The sequence below is a fragment of the Paraprevotella xylaniphila YIT 11841 genome (genome assembly GCF_000205165.1).
GTDB lineage: Bacteria > Bacteroidota > Bacteroidia > Bacteroidales > Bacteroidaceae > Paraprevotella > Paraprevotella xylaniphila.
The window spans coordinates 75,421-91,287 of the sequence record NZ_GL883870.1; the positions used below are offsets into that span (position 1 = coordinate 75,421).

General features: G+C 39.9%; 16 protein-coding genes and 3 pseudogenes. 4 read left to right on the forward strand and 15 right to left on the reverse strand.

All coding sequences use genetic code 11. The features are described 5' to 3' along the window. Positions 1–19: 19 nt before the first annotated feature. Positions 20–205, reverse strand: a pseudogene (locus tag HMPREF9442_RS11415) (tyrosine-type recombinase/integrase); the annotation flags it as partial. Between the two features lie 279 nt (positions 206–484). Here HMPREF9442_RS11415 and HMPREF9442_RS11420 point away from each other — a divergent pair. Together HMPREF9442_RS11420 and HMPREF9442_RS11425 are read left to right on the forward strand one after the other, a co-directional pair. Further along, positions 485–1,714 (forward strand): site-specific integrase, encoded by a 1,230-nt coding sequence (locus HMPREF9442_RS11420; protein WP_008628670.1) that lies wholly within the window; start codon positions 485–487, stop codon positions 1,712–1,714. A 21-nt stretch (positions 1,715–1,735) separates the two neighbouring features. Continuing rightward, the gene (locus tag HMPREF9442_RS11425) at positions 1,736–2,938 is read left to right on the forward strand and encodes a site-specific integrase (protein WP_008628672.1); all 1,203 of its coding nucleotides are present in this window, start codon (positions 1,736–1,738) and stop codon (positions 2,936–2,938) included. 342 nt (positions 2,939–3,280) lie between these two features. On the opposite strand, the gene HMPREF9442_RS16275 is transcribed toward HMPREF9442_RS11425, so the two are convergent. The 14 genes and pseudogenes from HMPREF9442_RS16275 to HMPREF9442_RS11495 all read right to left on the reverse strand — a co-directional run bounded on the left by HMPREF9442_RS16275 (position 3,281) and on the right by HMPREF9442_RS11495 (position 14,351). Beyond that, positions 3,281–3,430, reverse strand: a complete 150-nt coding sequence (locus tag HMPREF9442_RS16275) for a hypothetical protein (protein ID WP_008628676.1) — start codon at positions 3,428–3,430, stop codon at positions 3,281–3,283. A 484-nt stretch (positions 3,431–3,914) separates the two neighbouring features. Next, entirely contained in the window at positions 3,915–5,045 is a 1,131-nt protein-coding gene (locus tag HMPREF9442_RS11430) for a Fic family protein (RefSeq protein WP_008628679.1), read from the reverse strand. 37 nt (positions 5,046–5,082) lie between these two features. After that, positions 5,083–5,364 (reverse strand): hypothetical protein, encoded by a 282-nt coding sequence (locus HMPREF9442_RS11435; protein ID WP_008628680.1) that lies wholly within the window; start codon positions 5,362–5,364, stop codon positions 5,083–5,085. Continuing rightward, on the reverse strand, positions 5,357–5,755 hold the full coding sequence (locus tag HMPREF9442_RS11440; protein WP_008628681.1) for a hypothetical protein: 399 nt from the start codon (positions 5,753–5,755) through the stop codon (positions 5,357–5,359). Before HMPREF9442_RS11440 ends, HMPREF9442_RS11435 begins: the two co-directional genes overlap by 8 nt. Before the next feature lie 5 nt (positions 5,756–5,760). Then, complete coding sequence (locus HMPREF9442_RS11445) at positions 5,761–6,588, reverse strand: GIY-YIG nuclease family protein (RefSeq protein ID WP_008628682.1); 828 nt, start codon at positions 6,586–6,588, stop codon at positions 5,761–5,763. 2 nt (positions 6,589–6,590) lie between these two features. After that, a complete protein-coding gene (locus HMPREF9442_RS11450; protein ID WP_008628683.1) occupies positions 6,591–8,402 on the reverse strand; it encodes a hypothetical protein in 1,812 nt (603 codons plus the stop codon). 5 nt (positions 8,403–8,407) lie between these two features. Beyond that, positions 8,408–9,196 (reverse strand): toll/interleukin-1 receptor domain-containing protein, encoded by a 789-nt coding sequence (locus HMPREF9442_RS11455; RefSeq protein ID WP_008628684.1) that lies wholly within the window; start codon positions 9,194–9,196, stop codon positions 8,408–8,410. Between the two features lie 3 nt (positions 9,197–9,199). After that, entirely contained in the window at positions 9,200–10,594 is a 1,395-nt protein-coding gene (locus HMPREF9442_RS15430) for a restriction endonuclease subunit S (RefSeq protein WP_008628685.1), read from the reverse strand. A gap of 8 nt (positions 10,595–10,602) precedes the next feature. Further along, positions 10,603–12,606: a type I restriction-modification system subunit M gene (locus HMPREF9442_RS11470; protein WP_008628686.1), complete on the reverse strand. Its 2,004-nt coding sequence runs from the start codon at positions 12,604–12,606 to the stop codon at positions 10,603–10,605. A gap of 6 nt (positions 12,607–12,612) precedes the next feature. Next, positions 12,613–12,816, reverse strand: a complete 204-nt coding sequence (locus HMPREF9442_RS11475) for a helix-turn-helix domain-containing protein (protein ID WP_008628687.1) — start codon at positions 12,814–12,816, stop codon at positions 12,613–12,615. Between the two features lie 103 nt (positions 12,817–12,919). Then, a pseudogene (locus HMPREF9442_RS11480) lies at positions 12,920–13,300 on the reverse strand (hypothetical protein). A gap of 9 nt (positions 13,301–13,309) precedes the next feature. Next, on the reverse strand, positions 13,310–13,651 hold the full coding sequence (locus HMPREF9442_RS11485; RefSeq protein ID WP_008628690.1) for a hypothetical protein: 342 nt from the start codon (positions 13,649–13,651) through the stop codon (positions 13,310–13,312). A 31-nt stretch (positions 13,652–13,682) separates the two neighbouring features. Next, positions 13,683–14,007 (reverse strand): annotated as a pseudogene (locus HMPREF9442_RS11490) (helix-turn-helix domain-containing protein). 11 nt (positions 14,008–14,018) lie between these two features. Then, a complete protein-coding gene (locus HMPREF9442_RS11495) occupies positions 14,019–14,351 on the reverse strand; it encodes a helix-turn-helix domain-containing protein (RefSeq protein ID WP_040603051.1) in 333 nt (110 codons plus the stop codon). Between the two features lie 416 nt (positions 14,352–14,767). Here HMPREF9442_RS11495 and HMPREF9442_RS11500 point away from each other — a divergent pair, with 416 nt between their 5' ends. Then, on the forward strand, positions 14,768–15,328 hold the full coding sequence (locus HMPREF9442_RS11500) for a hypothetical protein (RefSeq protein ID WP_008628697.1): 561 nt from the start codon (positions 14,768–14,770) through the stop codon (positions 15,326–15,328). A gap of 36 nt (positions 15,329–15,364) precedes the next feature. Continuing rightward, complete coding sequence (locus tag HMPREF9442_RS11505) at positions 15,365–15,778, forward strand: hypothetical protein (RefSeq protein WP_008628699.1); 414 nt, start codon at positions 15,365–15,367, stop codon at positions 15,776–15,778. Positions 15,779–15,867 lie beyond the last annotated feature (89 nt).

The following is a 15,867-nucleotide window of genomic DNA, read 5'->3' on the forward strand; positions in this document are numbered from 1 at the left end:
TGGATATAACCACCACAACCTATAAATCCAAATTTTCTATATACAGTGTATTGGCGGCTTTCTCCTTTTGTTCGTTTACAAGATGCGTATAAATCTGCGTAGTTTTGACGTTTGTATGTCCCATCAAAGACTTGATTGTGTATATGTCAACGCCATTTTCCAGCAACAGCGAAGCGTAGCTATGTCGCCCACAATGGAAAGAAAGAAGTAATATGAGTAATGGCAACGAAAAGAAAGCACAACGCAATTTACTGGTAATTAACTATTTCTCTATATTCTTCCACATGAGTAAAACGCAAAAAAGCGAGGCTTATTGAGGATATTCAGTTACCAAATCGTTAGCAGGGCTGTTACCGGCAGGGATAAGGTAACGAAGAGCGGATCAAACAATTTAAAACAGCGATATATTACACTGATTGTCATGGTTTTGCATATCGAAGAGCGCTTATAAAACAGGTAAATTTGCCACTAAAAATATAAGCGTATGAAAGTAGAAAAATTCAAGGTGTTGCTCTACCTCAAAAAGAGCGGACTGGACAAATTCGGCAAAGCCCCGATAATGGGGCGCATCACCGTTAACCGGACGATGGCGCAGTTCAGCTGCAAGCTCTCTTGCACTCCCGAACTGTGGAATCCCCGTGAAAGCCGTCTGAACGGCAAGAGCAAGGAGGCGGTGGAAGTCAACGCGAAAATCGACAAGCTGCTGTTGGCTGTAAACTCCGCGTTCGACTCCCTTGTGGAACGAAAGACCGATTTCGATGCGACAGCGGTCAAGGAAGCCTTTCAAGGCAGCAAGGAGACGCGGATGACCTTGCTCAAACTCTTCGACAGGCATATCGGGGAAGTCAGGGCACGTGTAGGTATCGATGTGTCCCACCGTACACTTCCCAATTACCTTTATACCCGCAGCCGTCTCGCTGATTTCGTCAGCAGCAGGTTCAAAGTTTCCGACCTTGCTTTCTGCCAGCTCAACGAGCAGTTCATCCGGGAATTTCAGGAGTATGTGGTGATAGAGAAAGGCTTGGGTGTCCAGACGGTACGTCACTACCTGGCTATCCTGAAGAAGATTTGCCGCATAGCCTTCAAGGAGGGGCACTCGGATAAATTTTATTTTGAGCACTACAAATTACCCAAACAGAAGGAAACAGCTCCAAGAGCGTTAAGCAAGGAGGATTTCGAGAAGATACGGGATATAGAACTTACCGGATGCCGCCCGGAACACTCCATTGTCAGGGACATGTTCCTTTTCGCCTGTTATGCCGGAACCTCGTACGTGGACGTGGTAGCGATCACCCCCGATAACCTGTCAAGGGACGATAGCGGAGCGTTGTGGCTGAAATACCGCCGGGGGAAGAACGGGCAGTTGAGCCGTGTGAAACTGCTGCCCGAAGCGATAGACCTTATCGACAAATACCGTGACGACACACGGGCGACATTGTTCCCGGTGATTCCATATCAAGCCTTGAAATGGTGTCTGACAAGCATTAAGATGAAGGTCGGAATCAAGGGGCGTCTGTCCTACCACATGGGACGACACTCGTTCTCGACCCTCATGACACTCGAAAACGGAGTACCCATCGAGACTGTCAGCAGGATGCTGGGTCATGCGGATATAAGAACCACCCAGGTGTATGCCCGTGTAACCCCTAAGAAACTCTTCGAGGATATGGACAAATACATCGAAGCGACAAAAGATTTGAAACTCATTCTCTAACCCTATAAATACAATTCGATTATGCGAAGCACTTTTTCCATTCTATACTACATCAACCGTGGCAAGGTCAAAGCAGACGGAACGACTTCAATACTGTGCCGTATCACCGTTGACGGCAAGAGCAGTGTATTTGCCACCGGTTATTACTGCAATCCCAAAAACTGGAACGCCAAAACAGGGGAAGTAAAGGATGCAAGGGCAAACAACCTCCTTGTCGGACTCCGTTCCAGAATAGAAACCTCATATGACAATCTGTTGAAGGACGCGGGTATGGTCACGGCGGAAATGCTCAAGAACGAGATTACCCATGTTGCAACCGTTCCCACCACACTGATGAAAGCCGGAGAGGAGGAGCGGGAAAGACTGAGAATCCGCTCAGAAGTGATAAACTCGACCTCCTCTTACCGCCAGTCCAAATCCTCGCAGGCATACCTGCACGAGTATCTGCTGTCGCTGGGTATGCGGGACATCGCCTTTGAGGACATTACCGAAGACTTCGGCTGGGGCTATAAACTCTATCTGAAAACCAAAGGATGCGGGAATGGGCATATCAACCACTGCCTTACATGGCTGAACCGTCTTATCTATATTGCGGTGGACAGAGAGGTACTCCGTTTCAATCCGCTTGCCGATATCCCATACGAGAAGAAACCGGATTATAAGTTGAAACACATTAGCCGGGCGGAACTGCAACGGGTCATGGAGCAGCCCATGCCGGAGAGGTTGCAGGAGCTTACCCGGAGGGCGTTCATCTTTTCGGCCTTCACGGGGCTGTCATATGTCGATGTGAAACGGCTTTATCCCTCGCATATCGGAACAACCGCGGACGGCAGGAGGTATATCCGTATTAACAGGAAGAAAACCGATGTCGAGTCCCTTATACCGTTACACCCCGTAGCCGAACAGATATTGTCCCTCTACAATACAACCGATGACGGCAGGCCGGTATTCCCTCTGCCCAATCGGGACAGGCTTTGGTACTGCATCCACGAGATAGGCATATTGGCCGGCGTGAAAGAGAATCTCAGCTACCATGCAAGCAGACATTCGTTCGGAACCTTGACGCTTTCAGTAGGTGTGCCGATCGAGAGTATCAGCAAGATGATGGGACACACGAACATCCGGACCACACAAGGCTATGCCAAAGTGACCGATGATAAAATCTCCGAGGATATGGATAAGCTGATGGCAAGGAGACGTGAAAACGGGGCATCTTCCAATTAGAATCCCTGTTTCGCGGTCGCCCGCTTCCTCGCCGCCCATGGAAGTTAGTACAGACTTCATTGAAAGTGAAAAAGTCGGGCGGCAGGCCGTTTCGGGCAGAATCTTCCTCCTTCGGAGCGTATTCAGCCCGAAAACTTTTTCCCTTTCACGTCTGTACAATGGATGCCGTCGGCAGCGGAAACAAGCGACCGACGGAAAAGTCGGAACAAAAACAAAAGAGAAACAGCATACGTTCAGTAGAATACTACCGGTCTGTATGCTGTTCCGATATCCTATAGGAGGGATATTTTTTGACAGCCGAATGAAGCGGGCAGGCGGCAAACTGCGCTCCCTCCAGAAAAATCAATCCGTTTTTTCGGTTACTTGACAATATCCGCCTTTGTCCGGTTCAATGTGCTTTTCACTTTGTCGGCATTCGGTCAGGCTATCTGCTTTCCTATAGCGTTGTACGGCAAAAGCTTTTGCACTTGGCGTGTTGTTCTTAGAAAGCATAGTGAATGATTTTTCTCCCTACTTTTTATTTCTTCTTCTCTTTGGTCGATTTTTCCTTACTTCTTGAGTTTTCATACAGCTTTTTTCCATTGTTGTAAATGACATCCAAAAGTTCGTTTGTAAGTTTGATGTCTGCAATTTTTATAATACTATCTTCTCCTATTGGATAGCCAAGAATATTGACACTACCAACGCAGCATATTTACATCACTGATTATCAGTGACAATTCATTTTATCAGTACAACCTCCGTTTTTACAAGTACATAGAATGCAAGGACAAATGCAAATCATTGTATTTCATTGTTTTGCATACACGTGTTGTGCCGTCTATTTTCAGTCTTTTTGTGGAATGTCCGCTATCAGCTACAATGTATTGAAGATAGGACATTTCCGCAGATATGTTACAGAACGCTTGTAATGGCTTTCTAGTTGATTGTATGTTTATGTTCTCAGATTGAATAGGGAATATGCAGTTCTTGTCTGTCATTTTTGCATATATTTAGAATTATACACTGCCAATCCTTTAATCGTCAACAGATATTTCTGACGGGGATGGCGAGGCTTGTCGGGGTAGAGCATAGAAACAAATCCCTCTTTTATGGCTGGATTGAGTGAGTATTCCATAAAATTCTCACGGTTTTTTAATCCTACGGTTGCCATCATCTCTTTGACAGATAATCTATTGTTCGCAATAGCTTTTATTAACCGGATGATATTTTCATTATCTATCTGTAATGGATTTTCCGATCTTGACGGGGTGCTTGACGGGGTACTTGTCGGGGTGGAGATGAGTATGTCTTCGGGCGCATTTACTATCATAAAACGATTCCTCAATTCATTGTTTTCTCCCATCAATAGGTTACGAAAGAATCGTTCCAAATAGGCAACTTCCCTTTTGATTCCTTTTTGTATGTTTTGATAGTTGGCTCTAACTAAAGCATTACGGAAGTACCAAGAGTGTTTAGCGAAAAGGTCATTCTCAACATTGAATCCCATCGAACGTAAATATTGGATGGCAAACACTGCTGTAGTTCGGGTATTACCTTCTCCAAACGGATGAATCTGCCACAATCCCGATACGAATTGAGTTATATGGCTGACTATTTGATAAATGTCCAACCCCGTATAATCAAACGTCTTTTCTTGTTCAAGGTCATATTCGATGGCTTTCCGAATGTCTGGAGCAGATACATAGAATACGGTATCACCACGAAGTACCCATTCTTTTTTGGTAATATTGTAATCTCTGATTTGTCCAGCAAATTTGAATACACCATCAAATATTCGTCGATGGATAGCGGTCAATCCAGCTACAGTGAAAGCAAACGAACGCTCGTTCAATAGCTTGGTTATATTAGCAGAAACTTTATCGGCTTCCTCCGTTTCGTAATCTTTTTCAGTACGAATATCTTTCGAATCGTAGTAACTCTTGATAAGTTGTTGTACTTCATCAATGGTTATATCCCCCTCAATATGCTTACGAGCAGTCTCAATAAGATATTCGGAGGGCTTCAGGCCATCTACCGCTTGAAGTCCTATTGCCGTTTGCCACGCATAGCCTTTTTCACGCTTTTGCGGCTCGCCTTGCTGAATGTATTCGTCGAAGTTTAGCATTTAATGTAATATATCAGAGTTAACCTGCTTTTATTATTTAAATAATTCTCAATACCCCTATAAGGTAATCCAAGCATATTCCAATTTTTTGAAAAGGCTTTAATTGGGGATTAATTGACATAACAACACTAAGATAATTCAATAAAATTGCAGGATTATAATCTTTGGTAGTTATTTCCAAAACTTGTTGAGAATATTTCAGCCATATACCATACAATTCTTCTGAAAGATTATAATCTTTCATCTGCTTTAATCCGTCATCAATCAATTCACGAATATATTTGCGGATTAATTCTTGATTCTTATTATAATTATTCATTTGTGTATTCTTTTTGAATGTCTTTTAATTGATTTTCTAACTCGGCTAAATCAGGATGGTTATTTTGTTTAATAATATCTTCTTTCAATATTTTGATTTTATGTGTTATTTCATCTTGCTTGGCTTGTTCTTTATTGAATTTAAAACCATATCCTTCTATACTATTGATAAGAGGCATGATTAATAACAATAACCATAAAACAAAAATTAAGCTGTTTCCATCAAATTTGCAAATAAAACATTGAGTTACAAATGTATCAAAGTTTTTTAATACATACATTGACGAAAAAATCAACAATATTATATACCATCCTTTTCTTATCCAATGTAATTCAGATTCAACCTTATTCAAATCATATAAGAATTTGTAAATTTTAGAAAATATATTCATATCATCTATTCTAATTGTTTTCTATAAACTGAATCTAATGTATTTCCATCTTTATCTTTCCATACTAACCAGCCGTTGTTGCTACTACCAATACAGAAATCGGCGGCAGTACTGGGGCTTGAAAAAGTTTTATCCGATGTCAATACCAATATTCCGTTTTCATTGGCGGTGTAGTCTTGAAGCATCTTTTCTCGCTTTTCTTTCCAGTTGAAAGACGGTACCATTGTTGGGGCAACAATGCTTCCTTTTAGGACTGTGAATCCATCAGAACTATAGAAGCCTTTTGCATTGCATCCTCTACCTTTGGTGTAGAACAAATGTTCTTCCTTCGGTTGTGATACTTCAAAGATATTGCAACCGATAAATGATGCCAAAAACTTCACATCTTCGAAAAATTCATCTATTGAGTCCTGTTGATGTTCTGGTAGATTCGGTGCTTTAGGGATTTGTTTATTATCGCTTAAAACAAAAGCGTTTGCTTTCTTGGCTTCAGCTATCGCTTTATACTCTAAGTATTGCACATCAACTTTAGTCATATCGGCATCTTTCGATACGAATATGAGTGCTTTTTGCCAAAACGCTTTTTTGCTGTCGTGGTCTTTTACACGTTCTTTAAAGTTTTCCGTTTCACCTATATATGCCTGTGGCTTGGTTGATTCATCTTCGCCTAGTAATATATAAAACGCAGGTTTTTGCAACTTCTTTTGTGTATTCAAATAAGAGAGGTTAGAACGTGGCACGACAAACATTTGGCAAATCTTGTTGCTAATGAATGCGTATTGAGTTCCTTTCGGATCTCCATCAATGAGATATGTTGTTACTGTTTTGCCCATAATTATACACCGTAATGCTTTTCTAATCGTTCTACAAGCCCATCAACTAACTGGGAATAATCCTTAAAACGAAGTTGTGACAAATTCCTTAAATTGAATCCAATAAATTTATCCACATCTTTTCTCTCTTTATTGTGGTCAGTGTCTTCTTTATATAATAATATCATGTTAGGAATCATATTGTGAGATTGTGCCACCCCCATTGCATATCCTATTTCATGATAAACATTAATGTTAGCACTACTTAAATCTGCAATAATCAAACTACATGATTGTATAGCTTCCAGTATTTTATCTTGAATGGAGAATGTGCTTGATTCAATGGTTCTATCAATTCTAATAGGTCTTGGATTCAATGTTATATTGCGATGTTTAGCATTAAATGTCTCTACTGCTCGAACAATTTTTTCGTATATCAATTCACTTTGAGAATCCCCAAATTGCATTGATATGAAAATCTCATTTCTTTTTGTCTGATGTATTCGCTCAAACATATTAACCAAGTTCTCTGAGCCATCGTTGGACAAATCGTCTGCATCAACAATTTTGTTTATTCCATTTTGCTTCGCCCAATACACAAAGGATTTAAGTCGATTCTTATCTAATAATGCATAAAACACCATTGCACACAAGAAAGCAATATTCCCATATTCGTTTCCCTCAAATTGTTCATATTCTCGTCCAACTATATTTAAAGCTTGTTCTATGGCATTTGCATCTTGTACCTTATCGAGAAATGATTGATAAGTTTTCAATTGACTCTTTCTGACTTCTAATGAGTATTTTGCTCCATTGTATTGATTTTGCAAATCGCGTACTTGCAAACTGTATCCATAAACATCTTTCTCCAGTGTCCTATACTCTGGTAAAGTTACATCATAATTGCTCCTAAATTTGAAATCATCTAATTTCTCTACAAGTTGATCATGCAATGTTTGAAGTTTAACTAATTGCGAATCCAATTCTTCATATTTTGCTTGAGTACCTGGCAACCTTTTTTGCTCTTCTTCGTATGCCTCTTTAATTTCTGGAATAAACTTGTTAATTAATTGTACGATTCTCAAACAAGCAGTACGATAATAGTCTTGGTCAATAGAATCATTAACCCTTAACCAAGGAATCGCATTGTATCGTCCTGACTTTACTTGTTCTATTAGACGAAGTGCAATTGGGTATTCTTTCCCTAAATTTTCTTTATCGTCAAACACATTCAAATCATGAATAATTTTCAAACTTGCCTCTTGTCTTAATGGTTCTTGCTTAAAATTTATGTTATGGAATATACCAGCTTCAAACTTGTCCGCTTGTTCTTCTGCTGAGAATATCACAGTAAAAGGCACAATAAGTTTTTTCAACTCATTTATGTCCGCATTTGTTTCAGTCCAAACGCTATCAGCAGGACTGTCAAAAGGTTCCAATCTATGATTCCCGTCAACCCTAACTAATTCAGTATTTGTTCTTTTGATTAAATAAGCATGTCTTGCCCGATACCCCTCATAAGGGAGTCTTTCACTTAAAACTTTTAATCCAGGAACAAATTGGGCATCATCTCTATCTACCGCATTATCAATACCGATATTTCTTGCAAAGTTCTCATAATCATGTACTCTGCAAGCAAGAGTAATTTCAGGGAAATACTTGTATTCTCCATTTGCAAGAAACTCAACGATTTCTTTTTTATGATTGTCCAAAGCATTTCTTTGATATGAATCTGGTTTATGAGATATTGCGGCCAAATCCTTTATGGGGGCGAAACCTCTAAGCACAACATAATGATTAAATGTCTTATATATTATTCCTTCTAACTTTGCCATAATTTCTACTTGATGTTATTTATATATTTTAGAAATGCTTCTCTTTGGCGACTCCAGATTTCCTTATCCGGTAATCCAAAATATTCTATCATTTCTTTATGTAACGCATCTAAGGCTATAGATGAATTTATCATTTCTGCCTTTCGAGTGTCGCACAACCAACCTATTTTATTAAAATTCACATCAGGTAAAAGATATAATCGTACTTTGTTGTCGTAAGCCCATACTGCCCCCATTTCATTAATACAGATTTCGCTGGCCTTATATTTTTTAGAAATTATCAAGAACGCATAATCTACATTTTGAATATTCGTTTGTATGTGTTTACGAATATCCTCACCATTTTTTACTCCCATTTCTTCAATAGAAGTACAAAAGATGTCTTCGGCTTTTATTCCTATACCGAGTTGCAAGATGTAATCAACAAATTTTTCAATAATATCTTTATTCTTGGACGAATGGCTTATGAAAATTCGTTTACTATTTACATCTTTCTTTTCTAAAGAAACGATACAGTCAACAATGGCTTCAATAGCACTTAAATGTATAATTTTATCATTATCATATTGATCTATATGTTTCTGTAGTAACTGGGATATTGTCGGATATTTGACTTTGATATTTTCCACTAAAGCCAACAGATTTGTCTCTAATAGTTTTATATCACCATTAATATCATAATCTGTAAATATAAGATTCAAATGAGAATATGGTATTTTATTCCGTGTAATTCTTACTTGCGTCTTTATGATTGTTTGGCATTGACATGCAATGCTATAAATATCTTCTTTCATGGATTAGCCTAATATTATTTTTTCTATTTCTTGTTTTGTACTTTCAAGTAATTTAACTCCTTCTTTTTGAAGTTGTTTTGCTTGTTGTCGTATTGAAACAACACTTTTTACCATCTCATTTTGAATCTCGATTTCAGGCACAGGAATGAGCATAGAGGATATTTCTTCAAGATTTATATTAGCCCTGGCTACTGGTCGTTTAAGGCGATCAAGATTAAGTTGGCCTATTGAAGATTTTATTACCTCCTTAATATATTCCGGATTATATCCATCTTTCAATCGTACTAAAGCTATTGCCTGATTGATATTTGCTTCACGAGACGAATGGTAAATTCCAACTTGTCCTATTGTTGCGCCAACAATAGCAATCATTATATCACCGTTTTGTACTTTAGATGACTTCATTCGAGTATTATGGACATTGCGTCTTATGTATAATAAATTATCAAAATCTACTTCGCCCATAATGTCAATATTGCCGCTTCTGATGAATGCTACACCATGTTCAGAATCAGTATAATCATCACCGCCTGATTTTGGAGTAATACCACTTGTTATCAATACGGTAATATCACTTAATCTTACCAATTTGTAATTGGAGGTCTCTTTTAGATGTTTAAATGCTTCTTCAAAGTATTCATTATGGTAATAAGGGTCATACCTATTGCCAATTAATTGAGATAAGGAAACTACATTTACTTTTGCATAAATATCTTTTGAGGGTAAAGCTACTCCCATATTCTTTAACACGAAAGAGTCTATACTATCTAACAAAGATTTCGCTTCTTCGTCTTTTTTCTGTTTTGCTTCTTGCGCTTGAATATATTGCTTGATAATTTGTTTTTGAATATCAATAGGAAGGAGTGGTATTTTTACAGACTTTAAATAAGAACTTGATACACGTTGTTGACCTGCAGAGCCACCAAATGAATTTTGAGCAGATTTTAATACTCGCTTATCCCGTAATATATAATGAATATATTCAATTAAAATATTATCAGATTTTGGTCTTAGCACAAAAAACTCCGTTGAACCACAGCCAAATCCATTTTTTAGTTTACAGGCAATTGCAGATTTCCCATTTTGCATACATGGAGTAATTTTTGCCCATAACAGATCGCCTTCTTGAAATTTTGTAAAACCTTTAATCTCCCGAAATCGGATAGTTTTCAATGTCTTAATAGTTCCATTATGTTCATCAATAGATTCCATAGGAATAAATGACATTTCTTCATTATCAGAAATGCCATCAAATGAAACAGGAGGATTTATGTAAACTAATTGTCCTAAATCAAAAGAAGGATACGAATTAGATACAAAGTCAAAACGTGCATTGTAAAAAGACACATCAAAACGATTACCTAAAGCTTGTGAGACATTTATTTTATTTTCAATCATAAGCAATACTAAATTATTGACTTAATACGTTTTGCAACTTCAGGCAGTTCACTACCCTCTATCTTCTTTCCTGTAGCGTCATAACCAATATTTTCAACTTCTATCATTAAAACTTTATAGTCATTAACAAACTGAAAGATTCGCTCCTTATAAAGATCTAACATCCGTTCTGTGCGCTGTTCTTTGTCAAGGTCTTTTTCTTTCTGCACAAGAGCCTTAACATCTTTAAGCGTTTGTTCAAATTTCTGAGTCACAACTTTTGGATGTTTTTTGAGAAATAAAATAGAAGATTTTACACCGGCTTTAACGTGTGAGAATGTATGCTGTGGTAGAGAAACAACAGCCAGTATTTTGAATTTTTCAACCAACCAATCACGTACATATTGACTTGTTGAATTTGTCAGAATGCCATCAGGTACGACTATTGCCAAATATCCATTTTCCTCATTCAGGTATTTATAGCATCGCTCCAAAAACAGAATTTCTGTACTTTGAGATGCACGCCATTTCTTTTTATTGTTGTCATCTGCAATCCGGTCTTTTATCTCAGTTATGCCAAGATTCTTTTCAAACAGCTCATATTCTTTATAATAGTTTACTTCGTCTGCCTTAATAGTAGAACCAAATGGAGGATTGGTCATAATCAAATCAAACGTTCCATCCTGAAATTTAAGATTACGATTTTCTATCTCTAATGTTTTATTATTCTTAAGACCATCATTAGTGATAATGTTAGTATGGCCATCATCGTGAATTATCATGTTCATTTTGGCAACGCGCGATATTTGCTCGTTGATTTCAATGCCGAATAAATGTTTTTCGGCAAACTCATGCCAATAATCTTTCCATGATGAACTTTCAGCATTTTCGCCATATATTTCATTAGCTTCGTCACGAATTGTTTTTAAAGCATAAAGCAAGAAACCACCACTTCCACAGGATGTGTCAAGTACTTTCCAGTCCTTATCAATATTTATAGAATTAACGATAAACTCAACAATCGGATTAGGCGTAAAAAATTGTCCGAAGTCTCCACGGAAGAATTCTCCCATGAAACTTTGAAAGGCAACCCCCTTTGCATCAAGATCTGTTCTGGAAAGATTTATGTCTTGTAGATACTGAACGACGGTATATATCTTGTGTTTGTCAAGCTTAATGTCATCTTTGAATACTTCTGGATCTTTCTTGCGCCCATGCTCATACAACTCTCGAACACGTTTTTCAAGTTCCGTTTTAGCTTTCAGATTCTGTTTATCATCTTTGTCTTCTGGATAAGATATGATTTGAAAAGCAAACGGTTCCCCTTTTGTTTTTGGAGTATTGTCTCTCCATTTCTCGTCCCATATCTTACAAAAAATAAGCTTGTCCAATTCATCGAAAGCCGTAGTAGGAGCTAAAGCTCCGCCACCCCACAATGCATCGTGAGCAGACTTAAACTTTTGCCTCAATTCTGCCTGTGTCCCGGCTTGAGGTTCTTTTTCTCCTTTTACATATTTATACCTTTCAACTTTCCCCGCTCGTTTGGGAATGTCTGAGATGCTAATTCGTTCTATTGGATATAGTTCAACTATCTCAAAGTACTCATCTTTAATCCCAGACGTAACCCAGATATACTGACTTGCCAAAGAATGGGCATAGCTATATGCTTGATCAACTGCAACCTGAAATTGCCTTTCATTTATTTGTTCTTCTTTACATTCAACTACAATCAAGATTTTAGAATTTGTCTCATTATAAACAAGAATATCCGCTTCTTTTGTTGAAGAACCTACTTGAACATTTTCATTGACAGATATATTCAGAGGCGAATAATTATAGTCAATAACAAGTTTTAGATATGCTGTTGCTTGTACAAATTCCTCTGGATTACTGAGTTTACGTTTTGTATTATTCTTACAATGGTATGTTATATAACTATTATCGTTGTTGATAGTAATATAATTATTCGCAATTCCCTTTTTAAATAAATTCGTGGAAAGCAATTCTTTTATTTCGTCTTGAGTCTTAGCCATAATACATTAATTTTTGCTATCAATTAAATCTTTAGGGTTTACTTGAAGAATGGATGCTATTTCAAACAGAACTTCTAAACTTGGTTGTCGTCTGTTGCAAACATATGCATTGACTATGCAGAAACTTCTGCCAAGTTTCTCTGCCAGCCAAGTCTGCTTGATTCCTCTTTCTTCAAGCACCTCTTTTATTCGATTCATGGGTTTATCCATTGTTTTATTTTTATATCATCAATTTGAATACAAAGGTATAAAATGTTATGCTATATAAAAAGAAAAGAGGAGGGAAGTTCCCTCCTTAATCTTAATTCATGTATTAGACATTCAATTCTTTCAGTGCTAGTGCATAATTGGAACAAAAACCGTCCATTATACACTTCAAACCAAGTGTCTGATAATACTTATAGTCGTCGCCTTTAGTGCATAGGTATTTGTAACCGTAGCGTGGCATGTACTCCTTGAAAAACCGAGCCAAATCTTTCAGGTTTTCTTCTTGGTCCTTCTCGAAGTTATTGCGCACAATGATGATAGACTAGTCGGGGAAGTTGCCTCTTCCACAGCTATACTCCCAAAAGCGGATGTAGCAGTCCAAATCACGCTCACTGATGTTCACACAAAAGCCGTTGGCATTTTGCATCACGCTACAACTGTTTCTGTAGCCGAACTTCTCACACAAGTAGAGATTGAAATCAAGAATTAAATCTTTTTATTTTACAAAGCAAGAAGAATATAGAATTTTGCTTGTTTCCAAATTGCTTTTGAAAGATGGATGAAGCGAGCAGGCAGCAAACTGCGCTCTTTCCAGAAAAATCAATCCGTTTTTTCGACCACTTGCCAATATCCGCCTTTGTCCGGCCCGATTCGTCGGAGCACTCCGTCCGCTTTCAGCCTGGCAATCTGTTTTTTCCACGGCTTTGGGGGGTATTCTTATCCGCTGGGCAAGTGCTGCTGCGCTCAGTGTATTGCCCTGTGAAAGCAAAGCGATGATTTTCTCCCTACTTTTTACTTTCTTCTCCCTGCTTTTAGCCGGTTTCTCCCCACTTTTCATTTTGAATCATGTTATGATAAAAGTTCGATGTTTATGTATTTTTCAACCTGTACGCTTCCCTGTACCCGTCCATCAAGGTGCGTTCTATATCGGAAGCCCTGTACAGGATTCTGCCGGCCGATCTGGGTATATGGCAGTATGCCGTTGTTGCGGTAATCCTGGAGGCTCCTGCGGCTGACTTTAAGTATCACAGCCAGCTCCTTGTCGGTATAATAGCGTTCCCCGTCCAGCGAGGGTTTATTGTCTTTACGTATTTTCTCCACCCTGTTTGAAAGGTTTTCAAGCGACGAGAAAAAAGATCGCACGCGCATGTCGTTTTCCGGTGTCAGCAGCCGGATGTTGTCATTGTCAGTCATAAGCACGATGTTTATTGGTTGCCTGTATCGGTATTCCATTCCTTTCCTTTATTGGCAACGATACGCCGTTTCATTCCTGCTGCGGGAAAGACGGCCTTCACGTCTTCCGGCCTGTAGTACACCTTGTGGCTTATCTTCGTGTAAGCCAGCGTCCCGTTCTCCCGCATTGTCTGCAAGGTTCTTGGGCTGACGCAGAGCAGCCTGCACACGTCATCGCTGTCAAGCCACTCCCTTTCTCCCAAATCCTCATGTTCCCGGCAGAGACGCTCCACCTTTTCCGCAAAAAAATCGAACCCCGAAAGCATCCTCTCGAAAGTCGCCTTCTCTATGACCACTACTTCCATAATTCCTGCAAATTTAAGTTTGACATTGATTTTTATTACAAAACGGAACGAGGAAATAATGCCATCCCGACCGTTTCCGGAAGCGAAGAAAATAAAAAAATCAAGACGGGCTGCAAACCGGACGAGAGGTGTCACCGGCAGACATCCCTTTTCACCGCCAGGGGATAATTACGGATGGTAAGAAGCGGAAAAGGACACACTTATTTCTTTGAAGCAAAGGTAGCCGTTCCCCACCGGAGCGCAAGGCCGGGCCCTACGGGTCGGCGGGGAAAAAATCATCCTCGCGCTCCGCGCTCCGGTATTTTTTCCTGCCGAGCCTTGACGTCTTTCCGGTGGGAGAACGGCTGTAAGGCATACAAAGAAACAAGAGTGCCCGTACCACGGGCCGGATGTCTAACAGATAAAAGCAAAAGGATATGGCAACAAAAGACGTGAAAGAATTCAACGGATGGTTTAACCGTTCATACGCGAGATTGAAGGAGAGACTCTCCATCTATGGAAAAATCGACGAGGACGCGTTCCATGACGCATATCTGGCTGTCAGGAAGCAGATAATGTTCTCAAGTGTCGGGATAGAAGATCCGGAGTCCTATTTCTTCGGATGCTACCGGAGAATCCTGCAGTCGGGCGCAAGGGATGAAAGCCGTTACGACAGCCCCGGAGACGAGTATTTCGCAAGACTGGGTGAGACGGACTGCGCGGAAGAGACAGAGGAACGGGAAGAGATGCTTACCGGATGCGACAGGCTGGTAAGGGACATACAGAAGTTCCTCAGGCGGCATTTCTCCTATGAGGATTACAGGATATTCATGCTGCGGTTCTACGAGACCGGAAGCTCATTCCGCACCATAGCCAGGCACATGGGCGAGAAGACCTCGGTGGTGACACGCAGGGCACAGGCGATGATGGAATCCGTCCGGGCAAACCGGAAGTTCATCGCCCAAAGAAGATTGATCATGGCCGGCGAGGCGGCATAAAAGACAATAAATGTATCACTCAAAACATAATCGATTATGAAACTGACTGTTTATGACAAGAGCAATTCCCATCCGGCACTGACCTACAAAGGCAAACGGATCATCACGGTATGCCGTGACGGCAGCATGTACCTGAGCAGGATATTGAGCAGGGAACTGAGCCTGCACGCAGGAAACAGGCTGTGTATCGCCAGGGATGAGGACAGGCCAAAGGACTGGTACATGTTCGTCTCGGATGACGGAAACGGATTCACGATATGGAACGATCCGCGTTGCGCCCGCTTCTCGAACAGCTTCATCGCCGGCATGATACTCGATGCCGCGAAGGTCGAGAAATGCGCCGGTTTCATGGTGGCGAAAGAGCCGGTGAATGTGGACGGCAGGCTATGCTACCGGATAATGCTCGACAACCCGATACCGAAGGGAGTAAGAGCCACCGGTACGAGATAAATCCGACCCCTGAAAGAAAAAGCAAGGGGCATCCGGAGGAAGGAAGAAGAAGAACCGACCTCCGGGTGTCCCTTTTTTCATGCGGCCAC